The sequence below is a fragment of the Prescottella soli genome (assembly GCF_040024445.1).
GTDB classification, from domain to species: domain Bacteria; phylum Actinomycetota; class Actinomycetes; order Mycobacteriales; family Mycobacteriaceae; genus Prescottella; species Prescottella soli.
Map to the genome: position 1 here is coordinate 238374 of NZ_CP157276.1, position 16382 is coordinate 254755.

12 protein-coding genes and 3 rRNA genes are annotated in these 16382 nt (G+C 65.0%); 11 read left to right on the forward strand and 4 right to left on the reverse strand.

Translation table 11 applies throughout. The features are described 5' to 3' along the window. Positions 1-58 precede the first annotated feature (58 nt). Positions 59-277, forward strand: a complete 219-nt coding sequence (locus ABI214_RS01220; RefSeq protein ID WP_348605401.1) for a Trm112 family protein — start codon at positions 59-61, stop codon at positions 275-277. Positions 278-281: 4 nt separating this feature from the next. Here the strand turns inward: ABI214_RS01220 and ABI214_RS01225 are convergent, their stop codons facing one another. Genes ABI214_RS01225 through ABI214_RS01235 form a run of 3 tightly spaced genes read right to left on the reverse strand, consistent with a single transcriptional unit; the run spans position 282 to position 2415 of the window. Next, the gene (locus ABI214_RS01225; protein ID WP_348605403.1) at positions 282-890 is read right to left on the reverse strand and encodes a TetR/AcrR family transcriptional regulator; all 609 of its coding nucleotides are present in this window, start codon (positions 888-890) and stop codon (positions 282-284) included. Beyond that, positions 890-1651, reverse strand: a complete 762-nt coding sequence (locus tag ABI214_RS01230) for an ABC transporter permease (RefSeq protein ID WP_348605404.1) — start codon at positions 1649-1651, stop codon at positions 890-892. Before ABI214_RS01230 ends, ABI214_RS01225 begins: the two co-directional genes overlap by 1 nt. Next, on the reverse strand, positions 1648-2415 hold the full coding sequence (locus ABI214_RS01235; protein WP_348605406.1) for an ABC transporter ATP-binding protein: 768 nt from the start codon (positions 2413-2415) through the stop codon (positions 1648-1650). Before ABI214_RS01235 ends, ABI214_RS01230 begins: the two co-directional genes overlap by 4 nt. 109 nt (positions 2416-2524) lie before the next feature. On the opposite strand from ABI214_RS01235, the gene ABI214_RS01240 reads away from it, so the two are divergent. The 7 genes from ABI214_RS01240 (at position 2525) to ABI214_RS01270 (ending at position 12414) form a co-directional block, all read left to right on the forward strand. After that, positions 2525-3175, forward strand: a complete 651-nt coding sequence (locus ABI214_RS01240) for a DNA-3-methyladenine glycosylase (RefSeq protein ID WP_348605407.1) — start codon at positions 2525-2527, stop codon at positions 3173-3175. Further along, complete coding sequence (gene tyrS / locus ABI214_RS01245; RefSeq protein ID WP_348605408.1) at positions 3168-4445, forward strand: tyrosine--tRNA ligase; 1278 nt, start codon at positions 3168-3170, stop codon at positions 4443-4445. The genes ABI214_RS01240 and tyrS overlap by 8 nt, the downstream gene beginning before the upstream one ends. Positions 4446-5003: 558 nt before the next feature. After that, a 16S ribosomal RNA gene (locus ABI214_RS01250) occupies positions 5004-6522 on the forward strand. Between the two features lie 337 nt (positions 6523-6859). Then, positions 6860-9989, forward strand: a 23S ribosomal RNA gene (locus ABI214_RS01255). 131 nt (positions 9990-10120) lie between these two features. Next, positions 10121-10237: ribosomal RNA gene (gene rrf, locus ABI214_RS01260) — 5S ribosomal RNA — on the forward strand. The 16S, 23S and 5S rRNA genes sit together here, the layout of an rRNA operon. 60 nt (positions 10238-10297) lie before the next feature. Then, positions 10298-11392: a hypothetical protein gene (locus tag ABI214_RS01265; protein WP_348605410.1), complete on the forward strand. Its 1095-nt coding sequence runs from the start codon at positions 10298-10300 to the stop codon at positions 11390-11392. Positions 11393-11403: 11 nt separating this feature from the next. Beyond that, complete coding sequence (locus ABI214_RS01270) at positions 11404-12414, forward strand: HAD-IIA family hydrolase (RefSeq protein ID WP_348611088.1); 1011 nt, start codon at positions 11404-11406, stop codon at positions 12412-12414. Positions 12415-12500: 86 nt separating this feature from the next. Here ABI214_RS01270 and ABI214_RS01275 read toward each other — a convergent pair whose 3' ends face one another. Then, positions 12501-12668, reverse strand: coding sequence for a hypothetical protein (locus ABI214_RS01275; protein WP_348605411.1), 168 nt, complete (start codon positions 12666-12668; stop codon positions 12501-12503). Between the two features lie 43 nt (positions 12669-12711). On the opposite strand from ABI214_RS01275, the gene ABI214_RS01280 reads away from it, so the two are divergent. The 3 genes from ABI214_RS01280 to recN are packed head-to-tail and all read left to right on the forward strand — an operon-like array spanning position 12712 to position 16281. Further along, the gene (locus ABI214_RS01280; RefSeq protein ID WP_348605412.1) at positions 12712-13551 is read left to right on the forward strand and encodes a TlyA family RNA methyltransferase; all 840 of its coding nucleotides are present in this window, start codon (positions 12712-12714) and stop codon (positions 13549-13551) included. A gap of 26 nt (positions 13552-13577) precedes the next feature. Continuing rightward, positions 13578-14501 (forward strand): NAD kinase, encoded by a 924-nt coding sequence (locus tag ABI214_RS01285; protein ID WP_348611090.1) that lies wholly within the window; start codon positions 13578-13580, stop codon positions 14499-14501. Between the two features lies 1 nt (position 14502). Further along, positions 14503-16281: a DNA repair protein RecN gene (gene recN / locus ABI214_RS01290; RefSeq protein WP_348605413.1), complete on the forward strand. Its 1779-nt coding sequence runs from the start codon at positions 14503-14505 to the stop codon at positions 16279-16281. Positions 16282-16382: the final 101 nt, after the last annotated feature.

The following is a 16382-nucleotide window of genomic DNA, read 5'->3' on the forward strand; positions in this document are numbered from 1 at the left end:
CCGGCGTCGACTTGTAGCCTGGACCAGCCGAGATTCCGGACGGCCCGAGAGGACTGAAGTGGCTATTGATCCCACCCTGCTCAGCATTCTGGCGTGCCCGCAGGACAAGGGGCCGTTGCTGTTGGTCGGCGACGAGGTGCTGTACAACCCTCGGCTGCGCCGCGCGTACCCGATCGAGAACGGCATCCCGGTGCTGCTGATCGACGAAGCACGCGATGTCACCGACGCCGAGCACGAGGACTTCGTCGGGCGCGGCGTCGCGGCATCGGACTCCTGACCGCTCAGTCGAGCGGCCCGGTGAGATAGCGCTGCAGGGTCGGCGCGACGAGGAGCGCGGCCTCGTCGGTGGAGAGCGCGCCGAGTGCCTTGATGCCCAGCAGGTGGCGGGTGACGAACAGCCCGGCCATCTGCGAGGCGACGAGCGCGACGCGTAGCTCACCTGTCCCCGGCGGCGAATCGACCCGCGGGACGATGCCCCGGAGGGCCACCTCCAGCAGGAAGCTGCGCAGTAGCCCTTCGCGACCCCCTGTGAGCGCCGACCGGACCGCCGCAACGACCGCCGGCTGGTGCGGCGAATCCCAGATGCCGATCACGGTACGTGCCAGCGCCTCACCGAGCCGGTCGACCGGCACGGACTCGAACGTCCTGAGGATCGCCGTCGGATCCATCGGCAGTGCGATCGCCTCGATGAGCAGTTGCTGCTTCGTCCCGAAGTAGTGATGCACCAGCGCCGAGTCGACGCCTGCCTCGGACGCGATCGACCGGATCGTGGTGTGATCGAATCCCTTGTCGGCGAACTGATGTCGGGCGGCGCACAGGATCCTGTCGCGCGTCACCGACGGTCCCGGCCGGCGCCCGCTGCGGGTCGGTGACGCGGTCGGCTCAGCCATCACGGTGTGCGCCGACGGAGCGTGGCGGCCCCGAGGACCAGTGCGACGACGACGAACAGCACGACGACGCCGAGATCGCGCCACATTAGCGCCGTCGTGCCGGGATGCGTGGCCACCTGTTGGAGCGCCTCGACCGCGTAGCTGAGCGGGAGGACGTTGCTGATCCACTCGAGCCACTGTGGGAGTTGTCCTCGTGGCACGAGGAGACCGCACAACAGGAGCTGCGGGATCACGATCACCGGCATGAACTGCACGGCCTGGAACTCGGTGCGGGCGAACGCGCTGCACAGCAGCCCGAGCGCGACGCCGAGCACCGCGTTGACCACGGCGATCAGGATCACCCAGACGATGCTGCCCTGCGTGGTCAGGCTCAGGAAGCCGAACGCGACGGCGCACGCCAGCGCCGCCTGCGCCGTCGCGGCGATCGAGAACGCGGTCCCGTACCCGGCAAGGAGATCGAGCTTCGACAGGGGAGTGGTCAGCAGTCGCTCGAGGGTCCCGGAACTGCGTTCGCGCTGCATCGCGATCGATGTCACCAGGAACATCACGACGAACGGGATGATGCCGAGCATCGTGATCGCGATCCGGTCGAACAGCGGGATCTGGCCGGGTGGGGTGGGCACGTTCTGATACAGGAAGTACAGCAGCACCATGATCAGCGACGGCACGACCAGGATCATCGCGACCGTGCGCCGATCCATGCGGAGTTGGCGGAGGATGCGGGTGGTGCTCGACGCGTAGATCCGTGGATTGACGATCATCGCTGGACTCCCACCTGCTGGTCCCGGATCAGAACGAGAAACGCCTGCTCGAGATTGGATTTGCCGGTCCGGCGCCGCAGTTCGTCCGGCGGTACATGGGCGAGCAGGCGGCCGTCGCGCAGGAGCAGGAGATTCTCGCAGTGGTCGGCTTCGTCCATGACGTGACTCGAGATGAGCAACGTCGTGCCCGACGCGGCCAGCGAGGCGAAGTGCTCCCACAACTCGGCGCGCAGCACCGGATCCAGTCCGACGGTCGGTTCGTCGAGGACGAGCACCTCGGGCTGTCCGACCAGGGCACATGCGAGGGACACGCGACTGAGCTGACCGCCCGACAGGGCGCCGGCCGTGTGGTGAGCATGCGTGGTCAGGCCGACTGCTTCGATCGTCTCCGCCACCGCGTCGTTCCCACGTCCGTAGAGCGAGGCGAAGTACCGCACGTTGTCGCGGATGCTGATGTCGAGGTAGACGCTGGGATCCTGGGTCACATATCCGACCCGGCGCCGCAACGGCGCCGAACCGGCAGGCTGCCCGAGAACGGTCACCGTGCCGGACTCGACGATCTGGGTTCCGACGATGCACCGCATCAGGGTGGTCTTGCCGCATCCCGACGGCCCCAGCAGCCCGGTGACCGTTCCGCGGGGAATCGACAGGTTCACGTCCCGCAGTGCGGGTGCACCGCCGCGGCGCACGGTCAGACCCTGGATCTCGACGGCGGCCGCGCCCGCGAGCGGGTCCGCCGCGAACGGCTCGGATGTTCCGGTCATGTCGACCTCGATTCATCGGCTGATGAACTCATCGCTCGATGAATTATTCGTCCGATGTGAGCAGCGGGTCAACGGTTCGCCGGTATCGAACGCGTATACGTGCACAATCGTGACCGTGACCCTCACAGGCCGAGAGACGCTGCGGGACGCCGGGCATCCGCTCGACGCTGCGCGGGCCGTCCTCGGTGGCATGCTGACCGTCGGCACGGTCCGTGCGCGAGTCGTCGAAGTGGAGGCGTACGGCGGCGACCCCTCCGGTCCGTGGCCCGATCCGGCGTCTCATTCATTCCGGGGCCGGTCGCCCCGGAATGCGGTGATGTTCGGTGAGGCCGGACACCTGTACGTGTATCGCAGCTACGGCATGCACTTCTGCGCGAACGTGTCGTACGGTCCCGCCGGCGTCGCCGGCGGTGTCCTGCTGCGTGCGGCCGAGATCGTGGAGGGTGACGAGCTGGTGGCCTCCCGGCGTCCAGCGATCCGTCGGGCGGCCGACGCCGCCCGCGGGCCCGGGAACCTCGGGTCCGCAATGGGGCTCACGCTCGAGCACAACGGGTTCGATCTCTTCGGCGTCGACCCGGGAATGCGGCTGACCCTGGGCGATGCCACCGCCTACCTCAGCGGTCCGCGGGTGGGGATAGCCGTCGCCGCCGACCGCCCCTGGCGGCTCTGGCTCGACGGTTCGCCGGCGGTGTCGGCGTATCGCCGCAGCCCGCGCGCATCGGCTCCCACCACGCGGTGGGATGATCGGGTGCGTGACTGAGAACATTCTTGACGAACTGACCTGGCGGGGGCTCATCGCCCAGTCGACCGATCTGGACGCACTGCGTCGCGAGACCGAGACCGGCCCAGTCACGTTGTATGCCGGTTTCGATCCGACCGGACCGAGCCTGCACGCCGGACACCTGGTGCCGTTGCTGGCGCTCCGGCGCTTCCAGCGTGCCGGTCACCGCCCGATCGTCCTCGCCGGTGGTGCTACCGGCATGATCGGCGATCCGCGCGATGTCGGCGAGCGCACCATGAACTCCGCGGACACGGTCGCCGAGTGGGCCGACCGCATCCGGTCCCAGCTCGAGCGGTTCGTCGATTTCGACGACTCGCCGACGGGAGCCGTCATCGAGAACAACGCGAACTGGACGTCCAAGCTCACGGCGATCGACTTCCTGCGCGACATCGGCAAGCACTTCTCGGTGAACGTCATGCTCGCCCGTGACACGGTCAAGCGTCGCCTCGAGTCCGACGGCATCTCCTACACCGAGTTCAGCTACATGCTGCTGCAGGCCAACGACTTCGTGCACCTGCGCCGCAACTACGGCTGCACGCTCCAGGTCGGAGGCTCCGATCAGTGGGGCAACATCATCGCCGGCGTCGACCTCAATCGAAAGCTCGACGGGGCGTCGGTGCACGCGATGACGGTGCCGCTCGTGACGTCCTCGGACGGCAAGAAGTTCGGCAAGTCCACCGGTGGTGGCAGCCTGTGGCTCGACCCGGAGATGACCAGCCCCTACGCCTGGTACCAGTACTTCGTGAACACCGGTGACGCCGATGTCATGCGCTACCTGCAGTGGTTCACGTTCCTCTCGCAGGAGGAGCTGGCCGAGCTCGAGACCGCGACCGCGGAACGTCCGCAGGCACGTGAGGCGCAGCGCCGCCTCGCCGCGGAAATGACGACCCTCGTGCACGGACAGGCCAACACCGACGCGGTCGAGCACGCCAGCAAGGCCCTGTTCGGTCGCGCGGAGCTGGCCGAGCTCGACGAGTCGACGCTCGCCGCGGCCCTGAAGGAAGCCTCGATCGTCGAGGTCGGGGCAGGGGAGCCGCGCACCATCGTCGATCTGCTCGTCGCGAGCGGGCTGTGCGAAAGCAAGGGCGCCGCGCGACGCGCGGTGAAGGAGGGCGGGGCCTACGTGAACAACCAGCGTGTCGAGGCCGAGGACTGGGAGCCTCAGGCCGCGGACATGCTGCACGGTCAGTGGTTGGTCATCCGCCGTGGACGCAAGAACTTCGCCGGCATCAAGTCCCTGGCGGGCTGACGTGTCCGGCGTCACGTCGATCTAGTTCGGCCCGAAGGGGGCGGGAGTCGTCCCGCCCCCTTCGCGCTACCTGGGGTTTCTCCAACCCCCGACGCACGACCGGCCCTCTGACCTGGTGATTTGGCGAAACGCGGCGAAGCCCCGTAACTTATTCCAGGTCAGAGCGACACGGACACCGACCCGGCCGCGATCTTCACAGGTCAGCGAGGGAAAACGAGGTTGTACGGGGAGCGCCTGGCGAATCTGCTGAAACTCCTGCGGGGGCCGGATTTGCATCCGGTGCCGGTGCGGGTTAGGCTGGAACGGTTGCCCCGGAATGAGGAACTGCAAAGTTTCGAGTGATGGTGTGCGCGTGTTCTTTGAGAACTCAACAGTGTGTCGATGAATGTCAGTGCCAAATTTTGGTACTCCACCACTTTTTGTGGTGGGTATTTGCTGATCGTCTCATTCTTCCGTCTGGGATGGTCAGCGCAAACAGCTAGTTTGAGTTTATTTTGCTAGTGATTTGACTCGATGTCTATGACTGATTAGTGGCTTCGGCTGCGAAATCTAGAGTCTTCAACGGAGAGTTTGATCCTGGCTCAGGACGAACGCTGGCGGCGTGCTTAACACATGCAAGTCGAGCGGTAAGGCCCCTTCGGGGGTACACGAGCGGCGAACGGGTGAGTAACACGTGGGTGATCTGCCCTGCACTCTGGGATAAGCCTGGGAAACTGGGTCTAATACCGGATATGAGCTCCTGTCGCATGGCGGGGGTTGGAAAGGTTTACTGGTGCAGGATGGGCCCGCGGCCTATCAGCTTGTTGGTGGGGTAATGGCCTACCAAGGCGACGACGGGTAGCCGGCCTGAGAGGGCGACCGGCCACACTGGGACTGAGACACGGCCCAGACTCCTACGGGAGGCAGCAGTGGGGAATATTGCACAATGGGCGAAAGCCTGATGCAGCGACGCCGCGTGAGGGATGACGGCCTTCGGGTTGTAAACCTCTTTCAGCAGGGACGAAGCGAAAGTGACGGTACCTGCAGAAGAAGCACCGGCCAACTACGTGCCAGCAGCCGCGGTAATACGTAGGGTGCGAGCGTTGTCCGGAATTACTGGGCGTAAAGAGCTCGTAGGCGGTTTGTCGCGTCGTCCGTGAAAACTTGGGGCTCAACCCCAAGCTTGCGGGCGATACGGGCAGACTTGAGTACTGCAGGGGAGACTGGAATTCCTGGTGTAGCGGTGAAATGCGCAGATATCAGGAGGAACACCGGTGGCGAAGGCGGGTCTCTGGGCAGTAACTGACGCTGAGGAGCGAAAGCGTGGGTAGCGAACAGGATTAGATACCCTGGTAGTCCACGCCGTAAACGGTGGGCGCTAGGTGTGGGTTTCCTTCCACGGGATCCGTGCCGTAGCTAACGCATTAAGCGCCCCGCCTGGGGAGTACGGCCGCAAGGCTAAAACTCAAAGGAATTGACGGGGGCCCGCACAAGCGGCGGAGCATGTGGATTAATTCGATGCAACGCGAAGAACCTTACCTGGGTTTGACATATACCGGAAACACCTAGAGATAGGTGCCCCCTTGTGGTCGGTATACAGGTGGTGCATGGCTGTCGTCAGCTCGTGTCGTGAGATGTTGGGTTAAGTCCCGCAACGAGCGCAACCCTTGTCCTGTGTTGCCAGCGCGTAATGGCGGGGACTCGCAGGAGACTGCCGGGGTCAACTCGGAGGAAGGTGGGGACGACGTCAAGTCATCATGCCCCTTATGTCCAGGGCTTCACACATGCTACAATGGCCGGTACAGAGGGCTGCGATACCGTGAGGTGGAGCGAATCCCTTAAAGCCGGTCTCAGTTCGGATCGGGGTCTGCAACTCGACCCCGTGAAGTCGGAGTCGCTAGTAATCGCAGATCAGCAACGCTGCGGTGAATACGTTCCCGGGCCTTGTACACACCGCCCGTCACGTCATGAAAGTCGGTAACACCCGAAGCCGGTGGCCTAACCCTTGTGGAGGGAGCCGTCGAAGGTGGGATCGGCGATTGGGACGAAGTCGTAACAAGGTAGCCGTACCGGAAGGTGCGGCTGGATCACCTCCTTTCTAAGGAGCATTCTCCAGTCGAGGGCCGACACAGGTTGTGTCCTCGCTGGCAGAGGCCGTTTAGTCCCCACATGTGGGACTGCGGTTGCTCATGGGTGGAACACTGACAAGCATTTTCTTCATGACTGCCGGCCCGAGTGCCGGTGGGAAGAGAGTTATATCGGCGCACTGTTGGGTCCTGAGAGAACACGCAAGTGTTTCCTCGAAGGAAGAAACGACAAGCGGGAAACGCAGGTCATACCGCAGCGGGAACGGGAGTTCCGGTTGGTCCGGTGTCTGCACGAGTTTTCTGCTTGTGTGTTGTTTGAGAACTGCACAGTGGACGCGAGCATCTTTGTTGTAAGTAATTAAGAGCGTACGGTGGATGTCTTGGCACCAGGAGCCGATGAAGGACGTAGGAGGCTGCGATAAGCCTCGGGGAGCTGTCAACCGAGCTGAGATCCGAGGATGTCCGAATGGGGAAACCCAGCCACAGTGATGTGTGGTTACCCGCGCCTGAATATATAGGGCGTGTGGAGGGAACGTGGGGAAGTGAAACATCTCAGTACCCACAGGAAGAGAAAACAACATGTGATTCCGTGAGTAGTGGCGAGCGAAAGCGGATGAGGCTAAACCATGGGTGTGTGATAGCCGGCGGGCGTTGCATTCGTGGGGTTGTGGGATCCGTCTTGTCAATTCTGCCGGATTGGCCGACAGTAAGAAATCATCGTGTTAGTCGAAGTGGTCTGGAACGGCCCGTCGTAGAGGGTGAAAATCCCGTAGACGAAAACATGGTGACTGTCGTGACGGACACCCGAGTAGCAGCGGGCCCGTGAAATCTGCTGTGAATCTGTCGGGACCACCCGATAAGCCTGAATACTCCCTGGTGACCGATAGCGGACTAGTACCGTGAGGGAAAGATGAAAAGTACCCCGGGAGGGGAGTGAAATAGTACCTGAAACCGTGCGCTTACAATCCGTCAGAGCCTTCGCACCTTCGGGTGGGGGGTGATGGCGTGCCTTTTGAAGAATGAGCCTGCGAGTTAGCGGCATGTCGCGAGGTTAACCCGTGTGGGGTAGCCGTAGCGAAAGCGAGTCCGAATAGGGCGAGTCAGTGGCATGTTCTAGACCCGAAGCGGAGTGATCTACCCATGGCCAGGGTGAAGCGACGGTAAGACGTCGTGGAGGCCCGAACCCACTTAGGTTGAAAACTGAGGGGATGAGCTGTGGGTAGGGGTGAAAGGCCAATCAAACTCCGTGATAGCTGGTTCTCCCCGAAATGCATTTAGGTGCAGCGTCGCGTGTTTCACTCTGGAGGTAGAGCTACTGGATGGCCGATGGGCCCCACAAGGTTACTGACGTCAGCCAAACTCCGAATGCCAGAGTGTGAGAGCGCGGCAGTGAGACTGCGGGGGATAAGCTTCGTAGTCGAGAGGGAAACAGCCCAGATCGCCGGCTAAGGCCCCTAAGCGTGTACTAAGTGGAAAAGGATGTGGGGTCGCGAAGACAACCAGGAGGTTGGCTTAGAAGCAGCCACCCTTGAAAGAGTGCGTAATAGCTCACTGGTCAAGTGATCCTGCGCCGACAATGTAGCGGGGCTCAAGTACACCGCCGAAGCCGCGGCATTCACATAACACCCACTTCCTCCTGCGGGGGGTTGTGCAGTGGTGTGGATGGGTAGGGGAGCGTCGTGCAGCCATGGAAGCGCCGGAGTGATCCAGGTGTGGAGGCTGCACGAGTGAGAATGCAGGCATGAGTAGCGAAAGACGAGTGAGAAACTCGTCCGCCGAATGACCAAGGGTTCCTGGGCCAGGTTAATCCGCCCAGGGTGAGTCGGGACCTAAGGCGAGGCCGACAGGCGTAGTCGATGGACAACGGGTTGATATTCCCGTACCCGTGTGAACGCGCCCCTGGTGAATCAGTGATGCTAAGCGCCCTGAAGCCACTTTCGAACCTTCGGGTTCTCCGGTGTGTGGATGCGCGTGAACCGATCTGGTAGTAGCCAAGCGATGGGGTGACGCAGGAAGGTAGCTGAGCCAGTCAGTGGTAATACTGGTGTAAGCGTGTAGGGCGTGGCCTAGGCAAATCCGGGTCACATATAGCCTGAGACGTGATGCGTAGCCGATTGAGGCGAATTCAGTGATCCTATGCTGCCGAGAAAAGCCTCTAGCGAGCTTTCACACGGCCCGTACCCCAAACCGACACAGGTGGTCAGGTAGAGAATACTAAGGCGATCGAGATAACTGTGGTTAAGGAACTCGGCAAAATGCCCCCGTAACTTCGGGAGAAGGGGGGCCTCGTCTGGTGATCCAACTTGCTTGGTGAGCTGGGTGGGGCCGCAGAGACCAGAGAGAAGCGACTGTTTACTAAAAACACAGGTCCGTGCGAAGTCGTAAGACGATGTATACGGACTGACGCCTGCCCGGTGCTGGAAGGTTAAGAGGACCGGTTAGCCAGTAATGGCGAAGCTGAGAATTTAAGCCCCAGTAAACGGCGGTGGTAACTATAACCATCCTAAGGTAGCGAAATTCCTTGTCGGGTAAGTTCCGACCTGCACGAATGGCGTAACGACTTCTCTGCTGTCTCAACCACAGACTCGGCGAAATTGCATTACGAGTAAAGATGCTCGTTACGCGCGGCAGGACGAAAAGACCCCGGGACCTTCACTATAGCTTGGTATTGGTGTTCGGTTCGGTTTGTGTAGGATAGGTGGGAGACTGTGAAGCATGCACGCCAGTGTGTGTGGAGTCGTTGTTGAAATACCACTCTGATCGTATTGGACATCTAACCTCGGACCATGATCTGGTTCAGGGACAGTGCCTGGTGGGTAGTTTAACTGGGGCGGTTGCCTCCCAAAATGTAACGGAGGCGCCCAAAGGTTCCCTCAGCCTGGTTGGCAATCAGGTGTCGAGTGCAAGTGCACAAGGGAGCTTGACTGTGAGACTGACAGGTCGAGCAGGGACGAAAGTCGGGACTAGTGATCCGGCACCGGCAAGTGGAAGCGGTGTCGCTCAACGGATAAAAGGTACCCCGGGGATAACAGGCTGATCTTCCCCAAGAGTCCATATCGACGGGATGGTTTGGCACCTCGATGTCGGCTCGTCGCATCCTGGGGCTGGAGTAGGTCCCAAGGGTTGGGCTGTTCGCCCATTAAAGCGGCACGCGAGCTGGGTTTAGAACGTCGTGAGACAGTTCGGTCTCTATCCGCCGCGCGCGTTAGAAACTTGAGGAAGGCTGTCCCTAGTACGAGAGGACCGGGACGGACGAACCTCTGGTGTGCCAGTTGTTCCGCCAGGAGCACTGCTGGTTAGCTACGTTCGGAAGGGATAACCGCTGAAAGCATCTAAGCGGGAAGCCTGTTCCAAGATGAGGTTTCTCACCCCCTCGAGGGGGTAAGGCCCCCGGCAGACCACCGGGTTGATAGGCCAGAACTGGAAGTCCGGTAACGGATGGAGGTGACTGGTACTAATAGGCCGAGGACTTACCACAAAGAAGCTACGCGTCCACTGTGCGGTATCTGAAACAACACACAGATATCATTCACCCCCAACACCCCGGAGCCCTCGTGGCCGGCGGGTGGTTCGGGCGGGGGAATTGAATGTGTGACAGTTTCATAGAGTTACGGCGGCCATAGCGGAGGGGAAACGCCCGGTCCCATTCCGAACCCGGAAGCTAAGCCCTCCAGCGCCGATGGTACTGCACTCGACAGGGTGTGGGAGAGTAGGACACCGCCGAACATCCGTTACCGAAAGGGGACCCGATACATTGGGTCCCCTTTCGTGTTTTGTATGAAAGGAATGGCTGTGTCGGAAAGCAGTGGTGAACGTCGGAACTTCCGCGGAGACGGGACCCACCGTTCCGAAGGACACCGCGGCGGCCGACCGGAGGACCGTCGTGGTCCGCGCGACGAACGGCGTCGCGATTCGAGCGGCGGCCAGGACCGCGCCGGCCGTCAGGGTCAGGGACAGGGGCGTGGCACCGGTCAGTGGCGGGAACGCGACGACCGCCGTGGCGACGACCGGCGCGACGATCGCCGAGGTGAAGAGCGGCGCGACGACAGGCGCGGCGAACGTCGTGGGGACGACCGGCGTCAATTCTCCGGCCGCGGTGACGATCGTCGCGGTGCCGGTGGTGCGCCTCGACGTCGCGGCGGCGAAGGCGGCTTCGGACCGGCTCGCGGCCGAGAGGCTGTCGGCCCGCAGCGCCGTGACGCCCGCCCGGACGAGCCGGACATCCCCGATGAGGTCGAGGCCGGCGAGCTCGATCCGACGGTTCGCCGCGATCTGCTGAGCCTGGACAAGAACAACGCGAACACCGTCGCACGCCACCTGGTGATGGCGACTCGACTGATCGAGGACGATCCACGTCTCGCTCTCGCACATGCTCGGGCCGCGCGACAGCGCGCCGGTCGCATCGCGGTTGTGCGCGAGACCGCCGGCATCACGGCCTACCACGCCGGTGAATGGGCCGAAGCCCTCTCGGAACTGCGTGCCGCTCGCCGTATGTCCGGTGGCCCCGGCTTCCTCGCGGTGATGGCGGACTGCGAGCGCGGCCTCGGCCGTCCCGAGCGGGCCATCGAACTCGGTCGCAGCGACGAGGCACGTGCGCTGACCGGTGACGAGGCGAGCGAGCTGCGGATGGTCGTTGCCGGTGCCCGCATGGATCTGGGGCAGTTCGACCAGGCGGTCGTCACGCTGCAGACGTCTGATCTCGATGCCAAGCGCACGGGTTCCGCCGCGGCACGCCTGTTCTATGCCTACGCCGACGCGTTGGTTGCGGCGGGCCGGGTGGAGGACGGACTCAAGTGGTTCCTCAATTCAGCTGCCGCCGACCTCGACGGCGAGACGGACGCGGAGGAGCGTGTGGCCGAGCTGACCGGAGAAGGTCAGTGACGGAGCCCGTCATCGCCCCGCTGCGGGAAGCATTCGGCGTCCTGCTCCTCGATCTGGACGGAACCGTCTACCAGGGGCCCGAAGCGATCCCGGGCGCCCGGGAGGCACTGGCTGCCGGAGATCAACGCCGGCTGTACGTCACCAACAACGCGAGCCGTAGCCCGGCGGCGGTCGCGGAGCACCTCCGCGAGCTCGGATTCGACGCAGCGGACCAGGACGTCGTCACGAGCTCGCAGTCGACGGCGCGTCTGCTGTCGGAGAAGCTCGAGCCGGGTGCGGTCGTCCTCGTCGTCGGTACCGATGCCCTCGCGGCGGAGATCGAGAATGTCGGTCTGCGACCGGTCCGTCGGTTCGAGGACGGACCGGTGGCGGTGGTGCAGGGACACTCGCCGGAGACCGGCTGGGCCATCCTCGCCGAGGCGACGCTCGCGATCCGGGCCGGCGCGTTGTGGGTCGCGGCGAACGTCGACTCGACTCTCCCGACGGAACGCGGTCTGGTGCTGGGCAACGGGTCGATGGTCGCCGCGCTGCGGACCGCGACGGGGCGGGAGCCGATCGTCGCGGGCAAGCCGGCGGCGCCGTTGATGGAGGATGCGCTCGAGCGGGCGGGCGAAGCGAGGCCGCTGGTCGTCGGCGATCGGCTCGACACCGACATTGCCGGGGCGAACGCGGTCGGCGCCGAGTCGCTGCTCGTCCTCACCGGTGTGAGCACGACGGCTGATCTTCTGCGGGCCGACGCGATGCACCGTCCGACGTACGTCGCGAAGTCGCTCGACGCACTCAATCGTCCGGCAGCGGTGTCGGCGGTCACCTGCCATCCCGGGTGGCGTGTCGAGTTCGTCTCAGGTGACCTCGTCGTCCATTCGGACGATCCGGAGTCAGCCGACGGTGCACCTGCCGATCGGGCCGGTGCATTCCTGTCGGTTCTCGACGCGGCCTGGCGGCATCCCGAGTTCGTCCGCGTGCGCGCGGCCGACGATGACGCGCGGGCAGCGGTCTCCTTCCTGCTCGGCGAGATGTGACCGAGCAGGGCAACTGTCTGTCCCACTGGGCCGTCGTCGGTGGTCGGCTACCGGGCGAATGGGCTAGGTTTGCACCGATGAGCACGTCAGTACCACTTCCAGGCCAGCACCTCCCCGGATCCGGTGGCGGTGTCGATCCGGCGGATGTTGACCAGCGTGTCGACGCCCTGCTCGAACGGTTGAACGACGCTGGTGGCGGCGCAGAGGACGCCCGAGCCCTCGGGCAGCAGGCACAGATTCTCGAACGGGCTCACGATGTTCTCGTTGAGTCCCTGGCAGCAGTGGACAAGGTCTGAGGTGGCACGTCGAGCAAGGGTCGATGCGGAACTGGTGCGGCGGGGTCTCGCCCGCTCGCGTGAGCAGGCGGTGGAGTTGATCTCGGCCGGCCGGGTTCTGATCGCGGGAACCGTCGCGACCAAGCCGGCAACCGCCATCGAGGCGGGAACCCCGCTTCTGGTCACGGACGTCGACGAGGAGATCTCGTGGGCCTCGCGGGGAGCGCACAAGCTCCTCGGAGCTCTGGACGCGTTCACGCCGGAAGGCTTGACCGTCGAGGGGCGCCGATGCCTGGACGCCGGCGCCTCGACGGGAGGATTCACGGACGTCCTGCTGCACAACGGTGCGCGCGAGGTGGTCGCGGTGGACGTTGGGTACGGCCAGTTGGTGTGGCGGCTGCAATCGGACGATCGGGTGCACGTCGTCGATCGCACCAATGTCCGCTCGATCGACGCCGAAACGATCGGCGGTCGGGTCGACCTGGTCGTGGCGGATCTGTCGTTCATCTCGCTCAAACTGGTGCTTCCGGCCCTCGTCGCCTGCGTGAACGACGGCGCCGATCTGGTCCCGATGGTCAAGCCGCAGTTCGAGGTCGGCAAGGAACGCGTCGGGTCGGGTGGTGTGGTCCGCGACCCTGAGTTGCGGGCGAGCGCCGTCATCGAGGTCGCCGAGGCCGCTGCCGAACTGGGTCTGCGCACCGTCGGCGCCGTCGCGAGTCCGCTGCCGGGTCCGTCCGGAAACGTCGAGTACTTCCTGTGGCTGCGCAAGGACGGCGCGGAGGCAGAGGCGGTGTCCGACACCGGCGAGAGCCCGTCGGTGGAGGAGCTGATCCGCCGGGCCGTCGCCGAGGGGCCCCAGTGACCGAGGCGACGGCATCAGCGGCTCCGCTGCGTGTGCCGGAACGCCAGATCCTCCTGGTGGCGCATACCGGCCGCGCCGAGATCACCGAGACGGCCCGCCGCGTCGCCGAGATCTGTGCCCGCGCGGGTATCGCGTTGCGGCTGCTCGAGAACGAGGTCGACGTCGACCGGGTCGAGTCTTTCGCCGGAGGACCGGACAGGCCCGTGGTCAGCGTCGTTCCGGAAGGGCCCGGGGCGGCGTCGGACTGCGAGATGGTCATCGTGCTCGGTGGCGACGGGAGCTTCCTGCGCGCCGCGGAGCTCGCCCAGTCCGCCGATGTCCCCGTGCTCGGGATCAATCTCGGCCGGATCGGGTTCCTCGCGGAGGCCGAAGCGGAGCATCTCGAGAAGGCCATGGACCAGGTGGTTCGGCGCGAGTACCGCATCGAGTACCGGATGACCCTCGATGTGCTGGTTCGCGTCGAGGATCGGATCGTGCAGCGCGGATGGGCGCTCAACGAGGCCAGCATCGAGAACCGTTCGCGTCTGGGCGTGCTCGAGGTGGTGCTCGAGGTCGACGGCCGGCCGGTGTCCGCGTTCGGCTGCGACGGCGTGCTCATCGCGACGCCGACGGGATCCACCGCCTACGCTTTCTCGGCCGGCGGACCTGTCGTGTGGCCGGAACTCGAAGCGCTGCTGGTGATTCCGAGCAACGCGCACGCGCTCTTCGCGCGTCCGCTGGTCACGAGCCCGGAGTCGATCATCGCGGTCGAGACGGTCGCGGACAGTCACGATGGCCTCGTATTCTGCGATGGGCGCCGCACGCTGGAGCTCCCCGCGGGCGGGCGCGTCGAAGTGGTGCGGGGCAAGGACCCGATCCGCTGGGTGCGGCTCGATTCGGCGCCGTTCGCGGACCGGATGGTGCGCAAGTTCGAACTTCCGGTGACGGGGTGGCGAGGGAGGAAACGGTAGCGTGCTGGCGGAGATTCGGATCGACAACCTCGGGGCCATCTCGTCGGCCTGCGCGCAGTTCCACGCGGGTCTCACGGTCCTGACCGGTGAGACCGGCGCAGGCAAGACGATGGTCGTGACCAGCCTCCACCTGCTGAGCGGCGCCCGCGCCGACGCCGGCCGGGTCCGGGTCGGAGCCGCACGAGCCGTCGTCGAGGGACGATTCAACGTCGAGGAGTCCGCGCCGCAGATCGACCGCGAGGTGACGAGGCTGCTCGAATCCTGTGGCGCCGACCGCGACGAGGACGGCAGCATCATCGCGGTGCGGACCGTCGGCGGTGACGGCCGTTCGCGGGCCCACCTGGGTGGACGGAGCGTTCCGGCGGGTGTGCTGTCCGAGTTCACCGATCCGCTGCTCACCGTCCACGGTCAGAACGACCAACTGCGGCTGCTCCGGCCGGACCAGCAGCGCGGCGCACTCGACCGCTTCGCGGACAAGACCATCGGGCCACTGCTCGCGCGGTACCGCAAGCACCGGGGCGAGTGGGTCGAGGCGCGTGCGGAGCTGATCGAACGCACCAGCCGCGCACGCGAACTCGTCCAGGAAGCCGATCAGCTGACCTTCGCGCTCGAGGAGATCGACCGGATCGCGCCGACACCGGGCGAGGACGCCGGGATCGTCGACGAGGTCCGCCGTCTGGGCGACCTCGATTCGCTCCGCACGGCCGCGGAGGGTGCGCAGGCCGCGCTCGCCGGACTCGACGACGGCGGCATCGGCGACGCCGCCGGGGCCCTCGACCTGCTCGGCGAGGCCCGCGCACGAATCGAGTCGTCCGACGATCCCGCCCTGTCCGGACTCGGTCCGCGGCTGGGGGAGGCGATCGCGGTGGTCGCCGATGTCGCGGGCGAGCTGTCCGGCTACCTGTCGGGGCTGCCCAGCGATCCGGGTGCGCTCGACACGCTGCTGACCCGTCAGGCCGAACTCAAGACGTTGACCCGCAAATACGCCGCCGACATCGACGGCGTGCTCGAATGGGCCGATTCGGCCCGTGAACGTCTCGCACGGATCGACACGTCCTCCGATGCCCTGGCCGCGCTCTCGGCCCGCGTGGACCAGTCGGCGAAGCTCACCGCCGAGGCCGCGGTGAAGCTGTCCGCGGCGCGGGCGAAGGCCGCGACGAAGCTCGCGAAGGCCGTCAGCGACGAACTGGCCGGGCTGGCGATGGGCCGCGCGGCGCTGGACGTGTCGGTCAGGCTGCGCGAAGCGGGTCCCAACGATTCGGCACCGCTCCGCGTCGACGGCCGCGAATTGCACGCCGGCACTTCCGGGGTCGACGAGGTGGAGTTCCGCCTCGCCGCGCACAGCGGCGCGCAGGCGCTCCCCATCAGCAAGAGCGCGTCGGGCGGCGAGCTGTCCCGCGTCATGCTCGCGCTCGAGGTCGTGCTCGCCGGATCCGACCGGGGCGCGACGATGGTGTTCGACGAGGTGGACGCCGGCGTCGGCGGCCGCGCCGCCGTCGAGATCGGGCGTCGGCTGGCCCGGTTGGCGCGCACCCACCAGGTCATCGTCGTCACGCACCTGCCGCAGGTCGCGGCGTTCGCGGACACGCACCTGGTGGTCGACAAGACCGACGACGTGCGCAGCGGCGTCGACAGTGGCGTCCGGACGCTGACGGAGGAGGAGCGGGTCGTCGAGCTGGCGCGGATGCTCGCGGGGCTCGACGACACCGAGACCGGACGCGCGCACGCCGAGGAGTTGCTCTCGATCGCCGGACAGGAGCGCAGCACCGCGTCCGCGTGACCTCGTGAAACCGACTTTTTGGTTGGTGAAGCTGTGACGGGTGTGGTATTTGGTACGGCGCGCCTCCGTGAACATCCGTTTCCGGCGGGCGATCATCGAGG

What these genes read in the sequence shown, in the direction of transcription:
- ABI214_RS01235 (WP_348605406.1), bottom strand. Translation starts at nt 2,415, where the DNA reads ATGACCGGAACATCCGAGCCGTTCGCGGCGGACCCGCTCGCGGGCGCG.
- ABI214_RS01265 (WP_348605410.1), top strand. Translation starts at nt 10,298, where the DNA reads ATGGCTGTGTCGGAAAGCAGTGGTGAACGTCGGAACTTCCGCGGAGAC.
- ABI214_RS01230 (WP_348605404.1), bottom strand. Translation starts at nt 1,651, where the DNA reads ATGATCGTCAATCCACGGATCTACGCGTCGAGCACCACCCGCATCCTC.
- ABI214_RS01225 (WP_348605403.1), bottom strand. Translation starts at nt 890, where the DNA reads ATGGCTGAGCCGACCGCGTCACCGACCCGCAGCGGGCGCCGGCCGGGA.